19 protein-coding genes are annotated in these 19,030 nt (G+C 59.4%); 1 reads left to right on the plus strand and 18 read right to left on the minus strand.

Annotation, left to right across the window (positions count from 1 at the left end; translation table 11 throughout):
- Positions 1-12: 12 nt before the first annotated feature.
- The 15 genes from H9S92_RS13035 to H9S92_RS13105 all read right to left on the minus strand — a co-directional run bounded on the left by H9S92_RS13035 (position 13) and on the right by H9S92_RS13105 (position 13,308).
- Positions 13-240 (minus strand): hypothetical protein, encoded by a 228-nt coding sequence (locus H9S92_RS13035; RefSeq protein WP_187467149.1) that lies wholly within the window; start codon positions 238-240, stop codon positions 13-15.
- On the minus strand, positions 240-857 hold the full coding sequence (locus H9S92_RS13040) for an urease accessory protein (protein WP_187467150.1): 618 nt from the start codon (positions 855-857) through the stop codon (positions 240-242). Before H9S92_RS13040 ends, H9S92_RS13035 begins: the two co-directional genes overlap by 1 nt.
- Before the next feature lie 5 nt (positions 858-862).
- On the minus strand, positions 863-1,987 hold the full coding sequence (locus H9S92_RS13045) for an NHL repeat-containing protein (protein ID WP_222936095.1): 1,125 nt from the start codon (positions 1,985-1,987) through the stop codon (positions 863-865).
- Positions 1,981-3,000 (minus strand): hydrogenase expression/formation protein HypE, encoded by a 1,020-nt coding sequence (hypE, locus tag H9S92_RS13050; RefSeq protein WP_187467151.1) that lies wholly within the window; start codon positions 2,998-3,000, stop codon positions 1,981-1,983. The genes H9S92_RS13045 and hypE overlap by 7 nt, the downstream gene beginning before the upstream one ends.
- Positions 3,001-3,023: 23 nt before the next feature.
- On the minus strand, positions 3,024-4,127 hold the full coding sequence (gene hypD / locus H9S92_RS13055; RefSeq protein WP_187467152.1) for a hydrogenase formation protein HypD: 1,104 nt from the start codon (positions 4,125-4,127) through the stop codon (positions 3,024-3,026).
- A gap of 6 nt (positions 4,128-4,133) precedes the next feature.
- Positions 4,134-4,451, minus strand: coding sequence for a HypC/HybG/HupF family hydrogenase formation chaperone (locus H9S92_RS13060; protein ID WP_187467153.1), 318 nt, complete (start codon positions 4,449-4,451; stop codon positions 4,134-4,136).
- Positions 4,429-6,702: a carbamoyltransferase HypF gene (gene hypF, locus H9S92_RS13065; protein ID WP_187467154.1), complete on the minus strand. Its 2,274-nt coding sequence runs from the start codon at positions 6,700-6,702 to the stop codon at positions 4,429-4,431. Before hypF ends, H9S92_RS13060 begins: the two co-directional genes overlap by 23 nt.
- A gap of 1 nt (position 6,703) precedes the next feature.
- On the minus strand, positions 6,704-7,423 hold the full coding sequence (gene hypB, locus H9S92_RS13070; RefSeq protein WP_187467155.1) for a hydrogenase nickel incorporation protein HypB: 720 nt from the start codon (positions 7,421-7,423) through the stop codon (positions 6,704-6,706).
- A 52-nt stretch (positions 7,424-7,475) separates the two neighbouring features.
- Positions 7,476-7,835, minus strand: coding sequence for a hydrogenase maturation nickel metallochaperone HypA/HybF (locus H9S92_RS13075; RefSeq protein WP_187467156.1), 360 nt, complete (start codon positions 7,833-7,835; stop codon positions 7,476-7,478).
- 5 nt (positions 7,836-7,840) lie between these two features.
- Positions 7,841-9,346, minus strand: coding sequence for a tetratricopeptide repeat protein (locus H9S92_RS13080; protein ID WP_187467157.1), 1,506 nt, complete (start codon positions 9,344-9,346; stop codon positions 7,841-7,843).
- Positions 9,321-9,617, minus strand: a complete 297-nt coding sequence (locus tag H9S92_RS13085) for a hypothetical protein (RefSeq protein ID WP_187467158.1) — start codon at positions 9,615-9,617, stop codon at positions 9,321-9,323. Before H9S92_RS13085 ends, H9S92_RS13080 begins: the two co-directional genes overlap by 26 nt.
- Before the next feature lies 1 nt (position 9,618).
- Entirely contained in the window at positions 9,619-10,008 is a 390-nt protein-coding gene (locus H9S92_RS13090; protein ID WP_187467159.1) for a hypothetical protein, read from the minus strand.
- Positions 10,009-10,021: 13 nt separating this feature from the next.
- A complete protein-coding gene (locus H9S92_RS13095; RefSeq protein WP_187467160.1) occupies positions 10,022-10,528 on the minus strand; it encodes a hydrogenase maturation protease in 507 nt (168 codons plus the stop codon).
- 130 nt (positions 10,529-10,658) lie between these two features.
- Entirely contained in the window at positions 10,659-12,251 is a 1,593-nt protein-coding gene (locus H9S92_RS13100; RefSeq protein WP_187467161.1) for a nickel-dependent hydrogenase large subunit, read from the minus strand.
- A gap of 76 nt (positions 12,252-12,327) precedes the next feature.
- On the minus strand, positions 12,328-13,308 hold the full coding sequence (locus tag H9S92_RS13105) for an NADH-quinone oxidoreductase subunit B family protein (protein ID WP_187467162.1): 981 nt from the start codon (positions 13,306-13,308) through the stop codon (positions 12,328-12,330).
- 319 nt (positions 13,309-13,627) lie between these two features.
- Between H9S92_RS13105 and H9S92_RS13110 the strand changes: the two genes are divergently transcribed.
- Positions 13,628-14,779 carry a carboxypeptidase-like regulatory domain-containing protein gene (locus tag H9S92_RS13110; RefSeq protein WP_187467163.1) on the plus strand — a complete coding sequence of 384 codons (1,152 nt, stop codon included), beginning with the start codon at positions 13,628-13,630 and terminating at the stop codon, positions 14,777-14,779.
- 49 nt (positions 14,780-14,828) lie between these two features.
- On the opposite strand, the gene H9S92_RS13115 is transcribed toward H9S92_RS13110, so the two are convergent.
- The 3 genes from H9S92_RS13115 to H9S92_RS13125 form a co-directional block, all read right to left on the minus strand.
- On the minus strand, positions 14,829-16,652 hold the full coding sequence (locus H9S92_RS13115) for a glycoside hydrolase family 2 protein (protein ID WP_187467164.1): 1,824 nt from the start codon (positions 16,650-16,652) through the stop codon (positions 14,829-14,831).
- A gap of 45 nt (positions 16,653-16,697) precedes the next feature.
- Complete coding sequence (locus tag H9S92_RS13120) at positions 16,698-17,711, minus strand: glycoside hydrolase family 43 protein (protein ID WP_406612183.1); 1,014 nt, start codon at positions 17,709-17,711, stop codon at positions 16,698-16,700.
- Positions 17,712-17,833: 122 nt separating this feature from the next.
- The gene (locus H9S92_RS13125) at positions 17,834-19,021 is read right to left on the minus strand and encodes a glycoside hydrolase family 43 protein (protein WP_187467166.1); all 1,188 of its coding nucleotides are present in this window, start codon (positions 19,019-19,021) and stop codon (positions 17,834-17,836) included.
- Between the last annotated feature and the right edge of the window lie 9 nt (positions 19,022-19,030).

The following is a 19,030-nucleotide window of genomic DNA, read 5'->3' on the forward strand; positions in this document are numbered from 1 at the left end:
ATCTAAAATAACTCACAGCAAACCTCGCCCCCCCAAATCCTCCGCCACAAAATCCGCCAGTTCCTCCGCCGCGTCAAAGGGACCCACCACGTAGCCATCCTCACTGAGCTTGAACAGCGCCGGGCCTTCGATTTCCACCTGGTAATTCTGCGCCAGGAAGAGCATTTTCCCCTCGACCCGCAGGACGGGAATTTTCCGCGCCGCCAACGCTTCCAGCAAGGTCTTTTGCCCTTCCTCCATCACGCCAGGTTTTCGAAAAGTACGAAGCCGCCGTAACCCACGCACAGCAGGCCCGAGGCAATCACCAGGCCATACTGCAGGGCGGGCCGTTGCAGCACCTTACGCGAAAACGGCAGGCTCAAAGCCCCGGCGGCCAGCAACATCCCTACCACGGAACCCAGTCCGAAAACCAGCAGGTACAGCAGTCCGTTCCAGATGCCCTCCACTTGGGCCAAAACGATCAGGATCAGCGCTCCTGAACCCGCTAAACCGTGGACCAAACCCACTCCGTAAGCCAGGCCGTGGGAGTGTGAGTGATCGACCAGCGCCGCCAGTCGTGCGCGGTTCTGGTAGGCGCTGTAGAGCCGGCCCAGGCCCAGCAAAATCAGCATCAGCCCCACTACCCCTTCCAGGTAGCCAAAAACGGAATCGGGGATGGCCGCCCGCCCCAGAATTACCACCATCCCGATTAACAGAATGGTGGAAGTGTGGCCGAGACCCCAAAACGCGCCATCCTTCATGGCCATATCTATCCGGTCGCGGCGCGTAACGAGGCTGCTTACGGCCACGAGATGATCCGCTTCAAAAGCGTGGGTGAAACCAATTAATGCTGCCAAAAAAATGGTGAGTTCTTCCATCGGTATTACGCGAATTTGTGAAGGATGATGCGATGATTTCCAGTATCGGCAACGGCCAGAAGACCCTCTTCAATGGCGAGGTGAAAGGGCCAGTACATGCTCTCGGGGCTTGCCTTAATGCTATTCCGGTTTTCAATGCCGACGTTAAAAGAAGCCTGGCCGAGCAGCGCGTCGGCGGCGGGATTGTTGGCCGTGGGCAGATGGGAAAAGTGCAGCACCCGGCTATTACCCGTATCGGCCACCAGCAGGCCCCCGGCGTGAAAAGCCGTATCGTAGCACCAGTTGAGGGTATTGGCCTCGGGGAACCAGCGGAACTGGTTTTGCCCGTTCGCTTCCAAGTTTTCCTGGCCAATGACGATGGGGCGCGTACGCAGGTGCAGGGCGGAGGACCAGGAAGCATAGTACAACACGCGGTAGTACTGGGTATCGGTGATGGCCAGCTCGCCGTCGGGGCCTACCTTGACGGAGTAGGGCCAGATCGCTTGCTGGTGGTCGTAGTCCCGGTCGGCAAAGTCGGCCTTGCCAATGACGCCCCGGGCGGCGGCGAAACTTTCCGTTGGGAAGGGATCGAAGACGAGCACGCGGCGGTTGCCCGTATCGGCGACGAAGAGCCGCTCTCCGTCGGAGTCAACGCCGTAGGGCCAGTTGAGGCTTTGGGCGGAAGGGGTGCTGCCGATGCCGCTAACGTTGGGCGCATTACCCAAAAAATCGGGCTGGCCGAGGACGAGGTCCGCTGGCTGTCCATCCTCGGTAGGCAGGGTATTCCAAATCAGCACCCGGTGGTTCCAGGCATCGCAGACCACCAGCCGGGAGCCGTCACTCCAGAGGCCAGAGGGGTATATCAGCGTACTGCCGCTCACTTTGCCGCCGGCGTTCCGGTCGGTGTCTCCCTTTTCAACTTGGCCTAAAACGATGTCCGGGGCCTGGTGCAGCGTCGTGGGGACCGTATTCCAGATGAATACCCGGTTTTGGCCCGTATCGGCAACGAACAAGCGTCCGCCGACCAGGTGAACGCCCCGGGGCGCGAGCAGCGGATTATGCGCATCCCCCAGAAAAACGCGGGATTGCCCGGGAATGGCACGGGCCATGGGCTGATCCCGGGCGTTGGCGCGGGCGGGTGTATCTAGCATATCCTTGGCAGTTGTTCCCCGATGAGCATATTGACGATCCGCTGGCCGCCAATGCCGGAGGTCATGACCACTTTTTTGGGGTGTTGATCCGTGAATTCCCCGATGATGCGGGCGTGGCGGCCGGTGTCCGTCCTTTGCATTGCACCGACCATTGCACCTGCGGCCGCGCCCGAAACCACCGCTAGAAAAAGGCCCTCATTGGCTACGTAAAGCGGATCGAGGCCCAGCAATTCACAGGCCCCGGCCACCTGAGGATCGATGGGTAAGGCGCGCTGCTCCAGATGTACGCCCAGGTCCCGGTCGCGGGCCATTTCGTTGAGCGCCGTCCCTACCCCACCCCGCGTCGGGTCGCGCAGCAGTTTGATGTTGTTGCCAAATTCGTCGAGCAAGTCTTTTACCAAATGGTTCAGGGGCTGGGTGTCGCTGACGATCTGGCTCTCGAACTCCAGGCCTTCGCGTACGGACATGATGGCCATCCCGTGGGCCGCCAATTGACCGCTCACGATGATTTTATCCCCCGGCATGATGCGCCGGATATCGATCTCCGCTTTTGGGTGAACGGTACCAACGCCCGTGGTATTCACAAAAACTTTGTCTCCTTTGCCGCGTTCCACCACTTTGGTATCGCCGGTGACCACACTTACTCCCGCTGCGGCGCAGGCGTTGCGGATGCTCACCAGAATATCCCAAAACTCCGTCATCGGCAGTCCCTCTTCAAGGATGAAAGCCAGGCTGAGGTAGCGCGGGATGGCCCCGCACATGGCCAGGTCATTGACCGTGCCATTGACGGCCAATTCACCGATATCCCCCCCGGGAAAAAAGACGGGAGAGATGACAAAACTGTCCGTGGTAAACGCTGTTTTGCCGCTGAGCTCCAGGATCGCGCCGTCGTGGCGCTGATCGAGCAAGTCGTTTTTCAGCACGCTAAAAACGCCGCTGTCCAGCAGTTGATTGGTCAGCTTCCCCCCGCTGCCGTGGCCGAGGTTGATGGTGTCGAAGTCGAGCTTCGGCATGGGGCACTGTAGGTTCATTTTCGTCATGCGTCCATTTCGGCTAGTAATCCGCTGAAGTTGTAGTAGGCTGCGCAGGCTCCTTCGGAACTCACCATTGGTGCACCGAGGGGGGTTTCGGGCTTGCATTTGGTCCCGAAATTGGGGCAATCCAGGGGTTTGGCCAGGCCTTTCATGATGGCTCCGGAGATACATTCGGGGTTCTCGGGGGCTTCGGCGATGTTGACCATGAATTTGCGGGTGGCGTCGTAGGCGGCGTAGGGTTCCCTGACCCGGTAGCCGCTGGCCGGAATTTCCCCCATGCCGCGCCAACTGCGGTCGGTGATCTCAAATACCTGGAAAATGGCGTCCATCGCGTTGGCGTTGCCGGCGGGACGCACCATGCGGGTGTACTGGTTTTCCAGTTTGGCTTCGCCCGCTTCCAGTTGCTTGACGGTCATCAAAATGCCCTGTAGTAAATCGATGGGCTCGAAACCCGTGACGACCATCGGAATCCCGTACTCCTCCACAAGCGGGCCGTATTCGCCCGTCCCCATGATCGTACAAACGTGGCCAGCGGCGAGGAAGGCCTCGATGCGGCTCTCGGGGTCGTCCATCACCGCCCGGATGGCGGGGGGGACCCGGACGTGGCTGGCCAGAATGCTGTAATTGCTCAGGCCCATTTTTTCGGCGTGGAGTACGGAGAGGGCATTGGCCGGAGCGGTGGTTTCGAAGCCGACCGCGAAGAAGACTACCTCCCGGTCGGGGTGTTGCTCGGCCAGCTTTACGGCCTCCAATGGGGAGTAGAGGATGCGGATGTCGGCACCGGCCGCTTTGGCTTCCAGCAGGCTTTTCCCCGAGCCCGGCACCCGCAGCATATCCCCGAAGGAACCGAGAATGACGCCTTTTTCTTCCGCCAGGTAAATCGCTTTATCGATCAGGCTGACGGGCGTCACACAAACCGGGCAGCCTGGCCCGTGGACCATGTTGATTTCCTTCGGCAGCAGGTTGAGGATGCCGTTTTTAACCAGGCTATGGGTCTGTCCGCCGCAGACTTCCATAATCGTCCAGGGCCGCGTTACGGCCTTTTTGATTTCTTCCAGGTAACGGGCGGCAACGGTGGGGTCGCGGTATTCGGTCAGAAATTTCATCTTAATTCATTTTGGGCGAAAAGCCTGGCTGCCGACGGAGCGCGGGGCATCCACCTGGCCAGGCACTTGGTAGTCTCCCTCGCGCAATTCATCGGTTTCCCCCATCGCCTCCAGATACTCAAAAACGCGTTTGGCTTCGGCTTCGTCGACGATGGAAATGGCTACGCCGACGTGGACGAGGACGTAATCGCCCACCTCGGCCGTCGGCACCATATCGAGGGTGGCGTCTTTGATGATGCCCCCAAAGGAGATTTTGGCCATTCTAATCCGCCCGTCGTATTCGTGGCGGATGGACTGGATTTTACCCGGGATAGCTAAGCACATAATTTTCTTGGTTTTGCCCAGCTGCGCAGCGCGTTCGCTGCGTCAGCGCGTAGTGGATGATTTGGCCGTAGGCGATGTTCTCGTCGTTGGGCGATAGTTGCTGATGAAAGTAGAGCTGGTATTCCGGCAGCCTTGCGCGGAGTAAATCAAGCAGCAAGGCGTTTTGAAATACTCCCCCGCTGAAGCCAATGGCGCGGACCTTCTGCGCTTCGGCGATTTCCTTTACCCAGTCCACCAGCGTAAGGTGGAAGCGGGCTGCGATTACCGTTGGGGCACGGTACGGGAGGTCTGCCAGTAAGTTTTCCCACAATTCCGGCTGGTCATACGGGAGGAGGTTTGGTTCCCGAGCCAGCCCCTCCCGCGCGGCCTGTTCGAGCAGGGCAGCGGCTTGCCCTTCGTAAGTTTGTTGCTCCATCAGCCCCAGTAAACAAGCTACCGCATCAAAGAGACGGCCCACGCTGGAGGTACGCAGTTTTGCGCGCGCCCGCAGGTGCCAAAGATTGTTGAACGGCAAAGTGCCCAACTTCGTCCGCAGAACATCCTCTGCTGGGGGTAAGTGGCCAGCAAAGGCCAGTGCGGCGTAACGAAGGTCGCGGGACATCTGGTCGCCCCCCAGGTGCGGAACGTAGGCCAGGTGCGCCACCCGCCGAAAACCCCGTTGATCAAAACGGAAAAACTCTCCGCCCCAGACGTGACCATCGTGGCCCAGGCCCGTGCCGTCCCATACCACGCCGAGGATTTCGTGGGCGGTATCGAGCAGGTCGTGTTCCCCGAGCAAGGCGGCAAAGTGTGCCTCGTGGTGCTGGACCCGGTGGAGGTTCAAGCCGTGTTTTTCGGCGTATTCCTGCCCCAGCGCATGGCTGAAGTACGCGGGGTGTAAGTCGGTAAGCACCGCCGTGGGCCGGGCGTCCAACAAGGCCTGGCTCTGCACCAGGGTACTACTGAAGCGTTGGTGGCTGCCGAAGTCCGCCAAGTCGCCGAGGAAGGAGGTGACAAAAATGCGGCCATTGGCACGCAGGGCTACGGCGCTTTTCAGGTCGGCTCCGCAGGCGAGCAAGTCGGGGCCTACAGGCTGCGCGGCGGGGGGAGCGAGAGCCGGGGCCAATCCCCTACCCCGCCGCAGGACAATCCGCTGGCCAAAGTCTTCGGTGAAGCGGACGAGGCTGTCGTCCTGGGCCTGTGCGATGGCCAGGTCGTGGGTAAGAACAAAATCGGCCAGTTGTAAGACTTGGTCTTCCTGCCCGTCCGTCAGAATGGGCTCGCCGGAAAGGTTGGCGCTGGTCGCCACCAGCGGACCGCCAAAATCATGCGAAAGGAGGGTCAGGAGCGGACTACTGGGCAGCATCGCCCCCACGTAGGCGGAGTCTGAGCAAGGCGGGAAGGCCGCCGTGCCGAGGTGTTTGGGCAGCAGGACGATGGGTGCGGCGGGCCCCGAAAGCTCCGCCGCCGCCAGCGGGGATACGCGGGCGTAGGGCTGGACTGCTGGCAAGTCAGGAAAAAGTACGGCAAAGGGTTTGTCTGGCCGCTGCTTTCTGCGCCGCAGTTCCTCCACTGCGGGGGCGTGAAGGGCATCGCAACAGAGCAGATAGCCCGCAATGCCTTTTACGGCCACAATCCTGCCTTGCCGGAGAAGACGCGCCCCCACCACCAACACGGCATCCTGCGTCCGCGCCCCACCGGGCCCGAGTAAGGTGAGGGTGATGCCGCAGTCCGGGCAGGAGTTGGTTTGGCTGAAGTGGCGACGATTGGTGGGATCTGCGTACTCGGCCCGGCAGCTGGGGCACATGGCAAAAGGAGCAACGGTCGTCCGCTCCCGGTCGTAAGGCAAAGCCGTAGTGATCGCGTAGCGCGGGCCGCAGTTGGTGCAGGTAGTGAAGGGGTAGCGGAAGCGACGGTTCTGGGACTGGTGCAGTTCTTCGCGGCAGTCAGAACAGATCGCAAAATCGGGGGCGACCAGCAGATCGGGCTTTCCCTTAGCGGTGCTGTCGGTAATGGAAAAATCGGGAAATTCTCGCCAGGCAGTGGCTTGTAGGGTGTGGGCCGTTACCAGGGCGCGGGGCGGGAGATTGGCCAGCAGGTGGTGCTGGAATTGGCGGGCCTGGAACTCCGGGGCGTTGAAGTACACCCGTAGCCCCGCCGGGCCGTTGCTGACCTCGCCAGCGAGCCCACTGGCGCAGGCCAGGCGGTATACGGTGGGGCGGAATCCCACCCCTTGCACGCGTCCACTGATGTGTAGTTCCCAGGTTTTCACATCAAGCAGTGGTGAGGGCGTTGGCTTTTTTCTCGGCGGCCCGGGCGATGAGCCACTGGCACCATTCCTCCATCCCCTCCCCTTTCAGGCTGGAGACTTCTAGCACGGCCAGGTCGGGGTTGATGTCGCGGGCGTCTTTGATGACGGCCTCGACCGAGAAAGGGAGGTAAGGCAGTAAGTCGCATTTTGAGATCACCATCATTTCGGAGGTCAGGAACATGCGGGGGTATTTCTTGGGTTTGTCGTCCCCTTCCGTCGTGGCAATCAGCGTTACGCGGTAGTCTTCGCCCAGGTCGAAAGCCGCCGGGCAGACGAGGTTGCCAACGTTTTCGACGATCAGCACGTCGGTGCCTTCCAGGTCCAGGTTGTCCATGGCCTGCCAGACCATCTGGGCCTCCAGGTGGCAGATGCCGCCGGTGACGATCTGGAGAGCATCGAGGCCCACTTCCCGCAGGCGGTCGGCGTCGCGCTCCGTTTCCAGGTCGCCCACCAGGACTTTAATTTTCAGCCGATCGCCGATTCGGCGGGCCGTCTCCTGTAAGAGTGAGGTTTTGCCGCTACCGGGGCTGGACGTCATGTTAATGAGGAGAATATTCCGCGCCGCTACCTGTTTGCGGATTTGCTCGGCCATGAAGTCATTGGCTTTGAGCAGGTGCATGGTGGTGTTGTCGCAGTTAACGGTGCCACGGGCCATGCGGTTGGATTTTTGCGTATGGGCCATAAGTTGTTTTTTTGGTTCCCCGGTGAAGATACTCCGCAGCGAGGAGAAGTGATCAGGTAGGTAGTGGGTCGGAAAATTCGACCTGATGGATGAGTAATTCGTTACCCTGAACGACGTTACTGGTGGGGCGCGAGCAGTGGGCGCAGGCAAATTTATAGTTGTCGATCTGGCTCCGGTGCCCGCAGATTTCGCACTCGACGAGGATGGGCAGCAGTTCCACGGCCAGCGTCACGCCAGCAAACTTCCCTTCGCCCTCCTGCACGGCCCCGAAGGCATTTTGCAGCAGCACCGGCTCGACGTTGGAAAGGAGGCCGACGCGGAGCTTGATGTTGGTCAGGCGCATCAACTCCTCCGCCGAGAAGGCTTCTTCCAGCGTAGCGGCGATGCTGCGTACCAGGGATACTTCGTGCATGGTGCTTATGCGTAGGCGGCCTTGAGCAGGTCGAGTTTATCCAAATGGTTGCGCGCCTCTTCCACCAGGCTCGGATCCGGGGAAATGGCGATGATTTCTTCGGCTTTGGCCTGCATTTCGGCCACCCGCGCTGCGTCGAAAGCATCTTCGGGCATCCCGAGTTGCCACTGCCCTTCGAGGTAGTTGAGTAAGGTCAGCGAGCGCTCCCGGGGCATGGTTGCGGCCGGGCGCAACTGTAGCGCCTCCTGGTAAAAGTAGAGGGCTTTTTCAACGTTGTCGGTCAGTTTGGCGGCGGGGTACTTGATCAGGGCATTGCCGTAGTGGTTGCACACTGTGGCATACTGCTGGGGGTGCGCTTCTTTGGTCAGGATGGTCATGGCTTCCTGGAAGGCGGTACTGGAGACTGCTGCCCACATCCCCTTCTTCTTCGCTTCGTCGGGGACTTCGGCGTAGATCAAGCCCAAGTGCTGCTGAATGTCGGCGTAAATCAGGGGCGAACGCTCGCGGGTAAAGGTGCGGGCGGCCTGGTGCAGGGCCTCGGCGGCTTTACGGTAAAACTGCGGGTTGCCGCTCTGGGCCCAACTGAAGAGCAAGGTCCCTTTGCGCAAGAATGCATCGGCCAGCAACTCCGGCACTTCCAGTCCTTCCAGCAGGCCAATGGCGCGACTGAGGTAGCCGAGCCCTTCACTCCAGCTTTTGTCGTAGTGGCAGATCGTGCCGGCGTCCAGCAGGATCAGGGCGGTTTCCAGGGGGCGGTTTTGCCGTTCGTAGGTCTGGAGCACCTGCCAAAGATCTTCCTTCAAGGTCGTGAGCAAGGCCTGGTCGAAGGGCTCCGCTACGGTCTGCATCCGGGCCTGGCAAAGGGTGTGGCGCAGGGCCGTTTTGCCTTCGGGGCTTTCGGCACTGGCCAGGCCTACCTGGAGTACCCGGATGGCGTCCGCCACTTCTCCCAGGTCCATGAGCAGGGTCCCAAACTGGCGGGCGGTGTAGGCGCGGTACTCTGGCGAGGGAGCCAGTTCGAGGGCCTCCAGGTAAAAGTATTTGGTCTGTTCGTGGTCCGCTTTTTCGACACCGTAGTGGCGGACGACGGCGTGATTGTGCATCAGGCGGTATTCGTCAAAGTGTTCGAGGCTGGAGCCCAGGTCGCCGGGGTCAATGGTCAGGCCGTGTTGGAGGCGGTTGTAGACGTCGAGTTCGTGGTTGAGGGCGGGGTCGAGGTCGGCCAGGTAGTGGTATACCCGTTCGTAGTTGTTGAGGCGGGCGAAGAGTAAGGCCAGCAGGTAAGCGGGCGTCAGGGGCAGTTTTTCGGCCAGCAGGTAGGGCGGCAGCACATCGAACCAATCAAGCAGGGGGTGAATGGCGTCGTCGCGGACCACCAGGTTGAGGGCGCTGGGCACCGGCCGCTCCTCAAGGTAATCCACCAGCCGGACGAGTTCGCCCAGCCGTTCTTCGCGGGCAATGACGGCGGCCAGATCGGCGTGGTATTTAGTTGGAGAATAAATCGTCAGCATCGGAGCTATTCTTGGGGCGCGGATCCCGGGGGTCGGCGCTGATTTGTCGTTGCAAAAGGTTGGCGTGCCACTCGGCCCGCTCCCGGGTGGGGTAATCAGTGATAGGGCGGACGAGTTTGCGGAGGGCGTCGGCGGGGTCGGTATAGAGCATCACTACCCAAAAGCGGCCGCTTTTTTCGTCAATGCGGTGGGTGACGATGCTGTTGCGGAGCCAGTCAGCCTCCTGGGCCAGGAAGGTGAGGTCCTCCTTTTTACCGGGTACTTCGGGCATATCATTCGTTTGTTTTCAGGAAAACCTGGAGCATTTTCCAACCGGGCCGGGCGGAAAATGCGAGGGGGCGGTCATGCTCATCCAGTTCATTGTCAATGATGATTTCCTGGAGGGAGAGGGACTTATCCCCTCCCAGATTCCGGTCTTTGAGCATGACCAGGCTGCATTCGTGGAGTGACTTGAAGGCGGTGTCGGACATGGGCGCGAGCAGCAGTGCGCCGCGCTGTGGGTAGTAAACGGCGTAAACCTGGCGCTCGCCCCCAAAAGCGTTTTCGGCCACCTGGGCGGAGAGCCACAGATGCTGGCTTTTGAGCTGCACCTGGTCGCCATCCAGGGAGGGCGCAAGGCTGGCCGCGTCAGCGAGGTGGTCTTCGTGAAAGATTTTTTCCAAGGCAGTTGAAGTTTTAGGGCGCTGCCGCAGGTGCAACGGCGGGTTGAACGGCAAGGCCGAGGCGGTCGGCAATAATCCCAACGAGGCGTTCGGCCGCCGCCAACACCGCAGGGCTCATGCCAAGGTTTAGCTTGGTATTGGTAATGGAAATGAGGTAGACGCCAACGTCCTCGGGGTAGTCGTCCCGCAGGATTTTTTTAGCGTAGCTCAGGGCCTGGTCCCACTTGAGGCTGTGGAGGAAGACCATGGGGTCATCCTGGATGGCGGCTTCCACCTCGGCGGCGGGCAGGTGGTAGAGGGTACCGTCGGGCTCGCCGGTGTTGATGACGCCGTCGACGAGGAGGATGCGCTCATTGCCCTGCAGTTGAAAGAGGACCTCGAAGGCGGAAGTCCCCATATCCAGGATGATGAGGTCCGGGTTGGCTGGCAGTCTTCGCTGGAGTTGTTCAATGACGTAGCAGCCGACACTATCGTCGCTACGTACCGGGTTGCCAAATCCGAGAAGGGCCGTTTTTTTCATTCCGCAGTGGGATAAGAGGGCGGGGAGTGGCATTGGTTTCCCTGGGCCGCTCCCCGCTCCTTAAGCTTTACAATGCACCTGCGCTCGCGCCCCCGAAAACACTCATTTTCAGGTATTTGTAACGCCTTGATTACAATTTGAACCTAGCCAGTTCTTCGCCATTTTTGGCGTCGTGGGCGTGTACAGTGCAGACGAGACAGGAGTCAAAAGAACGGGCGACCATGCCTACCTCGACGGGGTCGTGCGGATCGGCTACTTCGATGCCTTCCAGGGCGGCTTCGATGGGGCCGGCGTTGCCCTGGTCGTCGTTGGGGCCAACGTTCCAGGTGGTGGGGGCCATCACCTGATAGTTTTTGATGACGCCGTCTTCAATCTCCACCCAGTGGGCGAGTGCCCCGCGGGCGGCTTCGGTGGCACCCCAGCCTTTGCCGTCTTGCTCGGTGGGCTTGATGTAAAACTCACCGTCGAGGTCGACCTGGCTGAGCCACTCCATGATCTGGTTGTAGAGGCGTGGCGCTTCGTGTACGCGGGCCAGGGAGCGGGTGAAGACGCTGGGGCCAAGCTCCTGCATGATGTCGAGGAAGAGCGGGTCCTTGATCTGGTGGTCAAGATTGTCGGGGTTGCCCGCCATAATGACGCGGCTCAGGGGGCCGGCTTCGGCGGCGTAGCCATCGAAACGCGGGGCCTTGCTCCAGCTGTACTTGCCGCCCCAGTCGGTATTGTGCATCGTCTGGCTTTCCAGGGGCGTGGGCAGGGGCTCATTCCAGGGGTGGGCTGCCGCTACGTCCTGGTACCAGGCGTGGCTGACGTGTTCCTGAATCTTGAGGTGATCCATAGCGTGGAAGTTCTTCCCGTCGTAAAAACCACCGGGGCTGATAACGGCACGCTGCCGCCCTTCCACCGTGGGGCGGTTGTAGAGGTCTTTGTGCAGATAGGTTCCGTAGGCGATGAACTTCCCGACGCCCTGTCCGAACTTATCAAGCCCAAACTCCAGGGAAGCGCGGATGAACAGGCCCAGGTCGGAATTCTTCTGGCTCTCGTTTTCTTCTACCCACTCCATGAGGTCCTCCCAGCTCTGGATGCGGAGGTAGCGCTCGATGGAGCAACCCAGCCAGATGGTTTCGAGCCAGTCGTTGCGGAACTGGTTCATGATGGCCACCGCACGGGTGATGTCCTTCAAGGTGGGGGCGCACATGACGCCACCCGGGACCATGTAGGAAGAGTGGGGCCACTGGCCACCGAAGAGGGCGTAGACTTCTACCGGACGGCCGGACGCTACCACACCCCGCTGGAAGGATGTGCCAACGTAGGCAGAAAAGCGTTTGACCACCTCCTGGTAAAGCGGATGATGAGCGAATTTCTTATTCGCCATATCGGTGGCGAAGATGGCGTAAAACCACCGCGGAATGCTCTGGATGGTTTCCGTGGCCTGGCCGATGGCCCGTAGCAGCAGGGCGTTGGGGGTCAGTTGCGTTTTCCAGATCGTGTCGAGTGCAGAAGAAGCGCAATAGAGGTGGCTGCCACCGCAGATGCCGCAGATGCGGGGGGTAACGATGAGGCCCGACTGGGGGTCTTTGCCCGCCATGATCTGCTCAAAGCCGCGGAACATGGCGGCCTGGGTATAAGCCTTGGTCACGACGCCGCCGTCCATGACCACCTTGACGTCCAGGTCACCTTCTACGCGACCTACCGGACTGATGTTGAGTTCTTTGATTTGTGACATAATGGATTTTCTGATCGACCACTGGTCTTTGTATGCCCGGTCCGCCAGTTTCCGGCGGGCTCAGGGCAAGCGTTGTTTACTTACTCGTTTCGAAATGTTCCTGCATCGTTCCGGTCACTCTCTCCAGCCCGCCGAGGACCTTCTCAAAGCCCGCACGGGTGTAGTAGCCGAATTTGGAGACTCCGGTAGGGACGTCTTTCGGCAAAAAGCCCAGGTGCTTCATCGTTTTGAGAACGGAGCCTTTCTTGAGGTCGTGGTGCGGAAAGCCCGGCTCTGTACATCCCAGGCAGGGGTGGTTGGCGCGGGTCTTGGAACTTTGGCGGTTCCAGAGGATGCGGTTGCAGCTGGCGCGGGTCATAGGCCCCCGGCATCCGACTTCGTAAAAGAGGCAACCGCCGCGCTTGCCGAAGTGGCCATCGACTTTTTGGGCGAAGGAAATGGCGTTGGGGCAGCCCGTTTGCACAAAGTCCGTGAAGAAAGTCTTGGGGCGGTGGTAGTCGTCGATCAAGACATCGCCAATGCGGCCAGTGCTGATGGCGACCAGGATCTGGGTTACCCAGTCGGGGTGGGCGGGGCAGCCCGGGATATTGATGACGGGCAGGCCGCCTTTGCTTTTGTAGTTCGACCCCAGGAGGCCGCCTTTGGCTTTCTTGTGGAACTGGAGCCCCGTGCTTTCGCTGGGGTTGGGCGGGACGGCGGGGATGCCGCCCCAGGTGGCGCAGTCGCCAATGGCTACGACGAAGCCAGCCACTTCACTGAGTTCCCGGACCCAGTCCATCATCGGCCGCTCTGCGAAATAGTTCATCGTCCCGGTGCCGTTGGGGCCCTGGATGATGCTTCCCTCGAAGACGAGGATGTCGAGCTGGGTTTTACCCGCCTTGATGTCGTTCATCAAGTCAGTAACCTGGTCCCCAATTTCCAAGCCGATGCTGGGGTGCCAGAGAATGTTGATGCCGAAGTCGACGACCAGTTCGGGAACGGTCGGCTCTTCGGCATTAAGGAAGGACATCGTGTTGCCACTACACGCGCCCCCTTGTAACCAAAGGAGATTTGCCATGATCAAAAATTGGACAGTTGAAAGGACTCATGAGCTTCTCCCGCGGGCAAAACCAAAACTTTCGCTGCGGAAGGAAGCAAAATAACTTGCCGCAATGTAGTAAGATTTTCTTTCGTTCAAACTCTTTTTTACCAACAAAATAATCTACTGTGCAAGGCTTTCACCGTAGAAAAGTCGGACTTTCACCCGACAGAGGCTTCGGGAAACTCGCTGACTGGAGGGTTTCTGATCGTTCCTACCCACGCCTTGGCCACCCAACTAAATCATTTAAAAACTACATTTGTAGTAAATTAGCTCTCTTCGCTTACACCCCCCCTCCATGCCTAGCCTTCTCTTGCTCCTTCTGCTCTTTACCACTGCCTTTACGCAGGCCCAAGGGACACTCTCGGGCACCGTCACCGATGCACAGACGGGTGAACCTCTCGGCTTCGCCACCGTCTACCTGGATGGAACGAGCAAGGGCGACGTAACCGACGAAGCTGGTCGGTTTACCCTCGCCAACGTCGTTTTACCGGCCAACCTGGTGATCAGCCACCTCAGCTACACCAACCAAGTGCTGGCCCTGACCGCTGACCCAGGCCCCTTGAGCATCCGCATGGAGGCCCGGGAACGGGTGTTGGCTGGGGTGGAAGTCACCGACCGCAACCTGCGGCAAAAGACCTTGGCAGAGTTTAAAACCTTGTTGCTGGGGGCCGATGAATGGGGCGAGCAATCCACTTTCCAAAACGACAACGTACTCCGCTTCGACCGCGACTACCGCCCGCAAACGATACAGGTGCACAATGAGCGGATGCGCCAACTTCTGTTAAGTGCGGAGCGGAGCGACGGCCGCTGGTCTGCCGATGGCAGTACGTACACTTTTGAAGAGGCCACGAACCTCCAGGCGGTTTCCAATGGCCCGCTCACGATCCGACTCCCTCATTTAGGTTACACCCTGCAAATGGACCTCAACCACTTCGAGGCAGATTACCGGTCGGGCAGCCGGACGCTGCTTGGCACCTTTTTCTTCGCCCCCAGTGCCAAGCAAAACGCCCAACAGCGCAAAAACCGCGAGCGGGCCTACCTCGGGTCGGCGATGCACTTTGCCCGCGCCCTACTCGCCGGAACCCTGACCGAAAACGGTTTTCGGGTGCTGGAAGTCAGCAAAGATTCCACGGGGCGCGGGGAAATCGTGCAGGACATCCTACTCCGTGATTACCTCCATCCCGGCGAAGACGGTACCTGGGAGTTGCGCGGCCTGGCGGGGCGCTCCTTGGCCATTCTGTACTACGCCGACCAACAAAAACGCCCGCTCCCGCCGGAAAAATGGCGCAAACAACAGCCGGTACAGTCCCGCTGCTTCGTCCAGGAAGACCGCTGCCTGCTGCTCGCTGGCGGCGCCTTTGGTGATGCCTCCCTGACCTTTTCAGGCGACATGGGCAGTCGCGGCCTGGCGTGGCTGCTGCCGGTGGATTACGTGTTTGGCGAGTGAAAGCAGCAGGTTGGGAGAAAGGTCTGCGGTGCTGTTCCGATGCCCTACCCTACTTCTTCAAAACCCCGATAATTTCCTGGTTCATCTTCCGCACGCGTGCGATGTCCATCTTGTCCACTTTTCGGTCGTAGGTCATGAAGCCATTGACTTCCCCCTCCACGTCCGTAGTCTGCGTGTAGATGGCCCCGGAAAAACCGGCCTTTACCAGCTTTTTGAGTTCCATCGCATACTGGAGGTACTGAGCGGTGGTCTCGTCCGAATTTTTGAATTTTACGTAGCCCCAGTTGTTGTCGGGTTTCCAGAGGTGGCCCTCCAGGGCGAGGCCGATTCCGCCGTATTCGCCCAGCACATTGGTGCGCTCGGCATCGTAGAGGTACATGGCCGGCCCCGGGTAATTGTGGAGATCGACGATGTCGCCCGTCCGGTAAAAGTTGCCTCCGCTGGCGGCGTTCACCAGGCGGCTGGGGTCGTAAGCCTTCGTCCACTCGGCAATTTCTTCGGTTTTAAACTGTCCCCAGGCCTCGTTGAAGGGCACCCAGGAGACGATGCTGGGGTGGGAATCCAGGAGGTCGATGATGCCTTTCCATTCCTTGCGGTAAATCGCTTCGGAGGCCGGACTCCGCTTCAACTCGGTACCTTCAAAGTACTGGTGGTTTTGCCACTGCGGGCTACGGTCACCGTTTGGCATATCCTGCCAGACGAGGATGCCCAGGCGATCACAGTGCGTGTACCAGCGGGCGGGTTCCACCTTGACGTGTTTGCGAATGAGGTTGAAGCCCAGTTCTTTGGTCTTCTCAATGTCGTAGCGCAGGGCTTCGTCGCTCGGCGCGGTGTACAAGCCGTCGGGCCACCAACCCTGATCCAGGGGACCAAACTGGAAATAGTCCTCGTTATTCAGCTGCATCCGGATGATCCCGAATTCGTCTTTCTTCATAGCGATTTTCCGCATGCCGAAGTAGCTTTCTACCTCGTCGACTACTTTCCCGGCCCGCAGCAGCCTCACCCGCAGGTCGTAGAGAAAGGGACGCTCCGGAGACCAAAGCCTGGCATCGGCCACGGCCAGCACGAGGTCTTGCCCGGCGGCTCCCTTTGCCGTGGCCACGGTGCGGTCGCCGTCGGTGGCGGTCACTTCCACGACGTCACCAAAGCTTGCTCCCTTGAGTTGGGTGGCCACCCGGACGCTTCCTGCGTCGATGTCGGTTTCCGTTTTCAGGTCCAGGATGTACTGCTGGGGCAGGGCTTCGAGCCAGACGGTTTGCCAGATGCCCGTCACGGCGGTGTACCAGATACCCTCGGGCTTAGTGACCTGCTTGCCGCGGGGCTGGGGACCGTCGCTGGTGGGATCCCATACCTTTACTACGAGCTTTTGGCTACCCTCGGCGCTTAAAAACGGCGTCAGGTCAAAAGAAAACGGCGTGTAGCCGCCTTCGTGGGTGCCCACTTTGATGTCGTTGATCCACACGTCCGCCCGCCAATCTACCGCACCGAAGTGCAGCAAAACGTCTTTCCCTTTCCAGGTAGTGGGTACCTCAAAACGCGTGTGGTACCAGAGTTCTTTTTCGGCCCCAACTTCCTGCATCACGCCGGAAAGGCTGGATTCTACGGCGAAGGGCACCAGGATTTTTCCCGCAAACTGCTGCGGCTCGGCTTTCCCCTTTTCCAGGATGGCGTAATCCCACAAACCGTTGAGGTTCTTCCAGTCTTTACGGACGAGCTGCGGACGGGGGTATTCGGGCAAGACCTTATCCACCGCAATCTGCTCCGCCCACTTCGTTTTGATCTTGTCTCCGGCGGGTGCCCACTGGGCGACAATGGGCACACTGAACAGGCAGAGGAGGAAGAGCGGGAAGAAAAATTTTGCTACGGATTGCATGATGAAGTTTTGCGGATAAAGGAAGGAAAGGCAAGCGGGTTAAAGCTAGCGCACGGCCGGGACGCCAGTGAAAGTCATCACCACTGGCTTGATGGTGCCATCGTCGTTGAAGGCGAGTTTGTCCATGCAGGTGACCCGGTGGTCGCGGTCTTCGTTCGGAATCGGGCGGCGGTGGTAGACGATGATCCATTCGTCCTTGCCGGGGATCTGGATGACGGAGTGGTGGCCAGCTCCGGTAGCTACGCCCTCTTGCGATTCCAGGATGGTACCCTGCCGCGTGTAAGGTCCGGTGACCGCCGGTGCCGTAGCGTAAGCCACTTTATAGCTGCCGTTGGTCCAGCCGCCTTCCGACCACATGAAATAGTAAATGCCCTTACGCTTAAACATGAAAGGGCCTTCCACGTAGCCTTCCTGGGTCACTTCGTGGAAGAGCTGTCCGTCTTCCCAGGGGATAAACCCGGTAAAATCGTTGTTCAAACGCCCCAGGTTGCAACGGCCCCAGCCGCCGTAAAAGAAGTACACGGTGCCATCGGTATCGCGGTAGACGAACTGGTCAATGGGCTGGGCCATATTGTAAAATTCGCTCAGCAGCGGCTTGCCGAGGTGGTCGCGGTAGGGGCCGCCCGGGGCATCGGCCACCGCGACCCCGATGCCGCCTTCTTTGTACTTATCGTAGCTGGCATTGTAGCCCGGCCGCGCGGGGTTCTGAATGTCATTACCGGCAAAGAAAAGGTAGTATTTGCCCCGGTGCTCCAGCACGCTGGGTGCCCACATGGCTTGCTTGACCCAGGGCACGATGCTGGTATCCAGCACGCTCGGGTGCTTGGTCCAGGTGACCAGGTCTTTGCTCGAGAAAGCGTCGAGGTGGAGCTGCTTATCGAAATCATCGGAATAGGTCGGGAAGACCCAGTAGGTGTCTCCGAAGACGATGCCTTCGGGGTCTGCGTACCAGCCCGGGAAGATGGGGTTTCCGGAGCTTTTTGCGGCCGTTCCCCGGCTTACTTTTTCACTGCACGCCCCCAAAAGCAGCGGCAAAACAACGATGATGAAGATGCGAATAGCCATGGTTTTTCCTTTCGTTTAGTCGGTGATCGGCGGCTGGCCCCTAACGTCGGAACGGGGCGCGGCCGCAGGTGCAAGGTAAGGCCACAGAAAGCAGTGGACGCCCCCGGCCTCCATGCCTATTTGGAGTCGGTAATAATCATTGGCTGCGGACTGGTTGTTGGCCCAGCAACTTCCAGTTTTCCGTTGGCATCGATGGTCATTTCATCGATGAAAACGACGCGCTCTTCGCCGGTCGATTGCGTCCGGCCGTGGTATACGCTGTACATTTTCCCTTGGTCTTCGAGGAAGAGAACACTGTTGTGGCCAGTGCCAGTCACTTCGCCGCCCTCGGCTACATTCTTCTGAAGGACGGGGTTATTGTCCGCCTTGGTGTAGGGGCCGAGCGGCGCGGTGGCGGTGGAATAGCCGACGGCGTAGTTCTCACCCGCGTAAAAATTGGCCGAATACATCATGTAGTAGGTGCCCTGGTGCTTGAAGGTGAAGGAGCCTTCCGTCCACCGCCTGTTCACTTCACCGGAGGTCACCGAGCGGCTTTCCCATTCGGCGTTGGCGTCGTCCATTTTAACCGGCGGACGGAGCAAAAGGACTGGCTCGCCGATGACGGACTTAAAGTCGGGGCTCAATTCCACGCCGTAGACCCAGCTTTCTTCGATTTCGTCAAACAGGCCCTCCGCTTTGGCCCAGTCGGCCACCTCGCTCTCCACGGGGTGTTTGTAGCAGGCGCGGGAATAGTAAAGGTAAAATTTGCCGTCATCGTCCCGGAACACATTGGCGTCGATGATGGGGTAACCCGGTTCAAATAAGGGCTTATTTTGGAGGTCCTCAAAAGGGCCTTTGGGGTCATCGGCCACGGCTACCCCGATGTGAAAGTTCTCCCCTTCGTTGGTAGGATTGTGTTTCCAGTTAGCGCTGTAGAAGAGGTAGTATTTACCATCAAAAAAGTAGCACTCCGGGGCCCAAAAGGCGCTTTCGTTCCAACTATCGGCCGTATTGCCGTGGTAAACCTGATTTTCATAATTCCAATTTACCAAATCTTTGGAGGAGTAAACGGAAAAGCCGTCCACAGCCCCGCCGCCCGTTCCGTACATGTAGTAGGTTCCGCTGCCGTCGTCGAGGATGTAGGGGTCGCCAAATTCCACGTCCAGGGGATTCTGAAAAGTAGCGGCGGTATCCTGTGCAGTTTGGTCCGCTGATTCGTTAGCCTCCTTGTTGTTCTGGCAACTGCCCAGGGCGAATACCAACAGGACGAAAAAGGAGCTAAGTGATAGGGCGCGGTAGTTTCCGTTTGCTGATCGAATGGGCATTACTTGCTG

Origin of the sequence: Neolewinella lacunae, from assembly GCF_014349155.1 — a bacterium.
Lineage (GTDB): Bacteria > Bacteroidota > Bacteroidia > Chitinophagales > Saprospiraceae > Neolewinella > Neolewinella lacunae.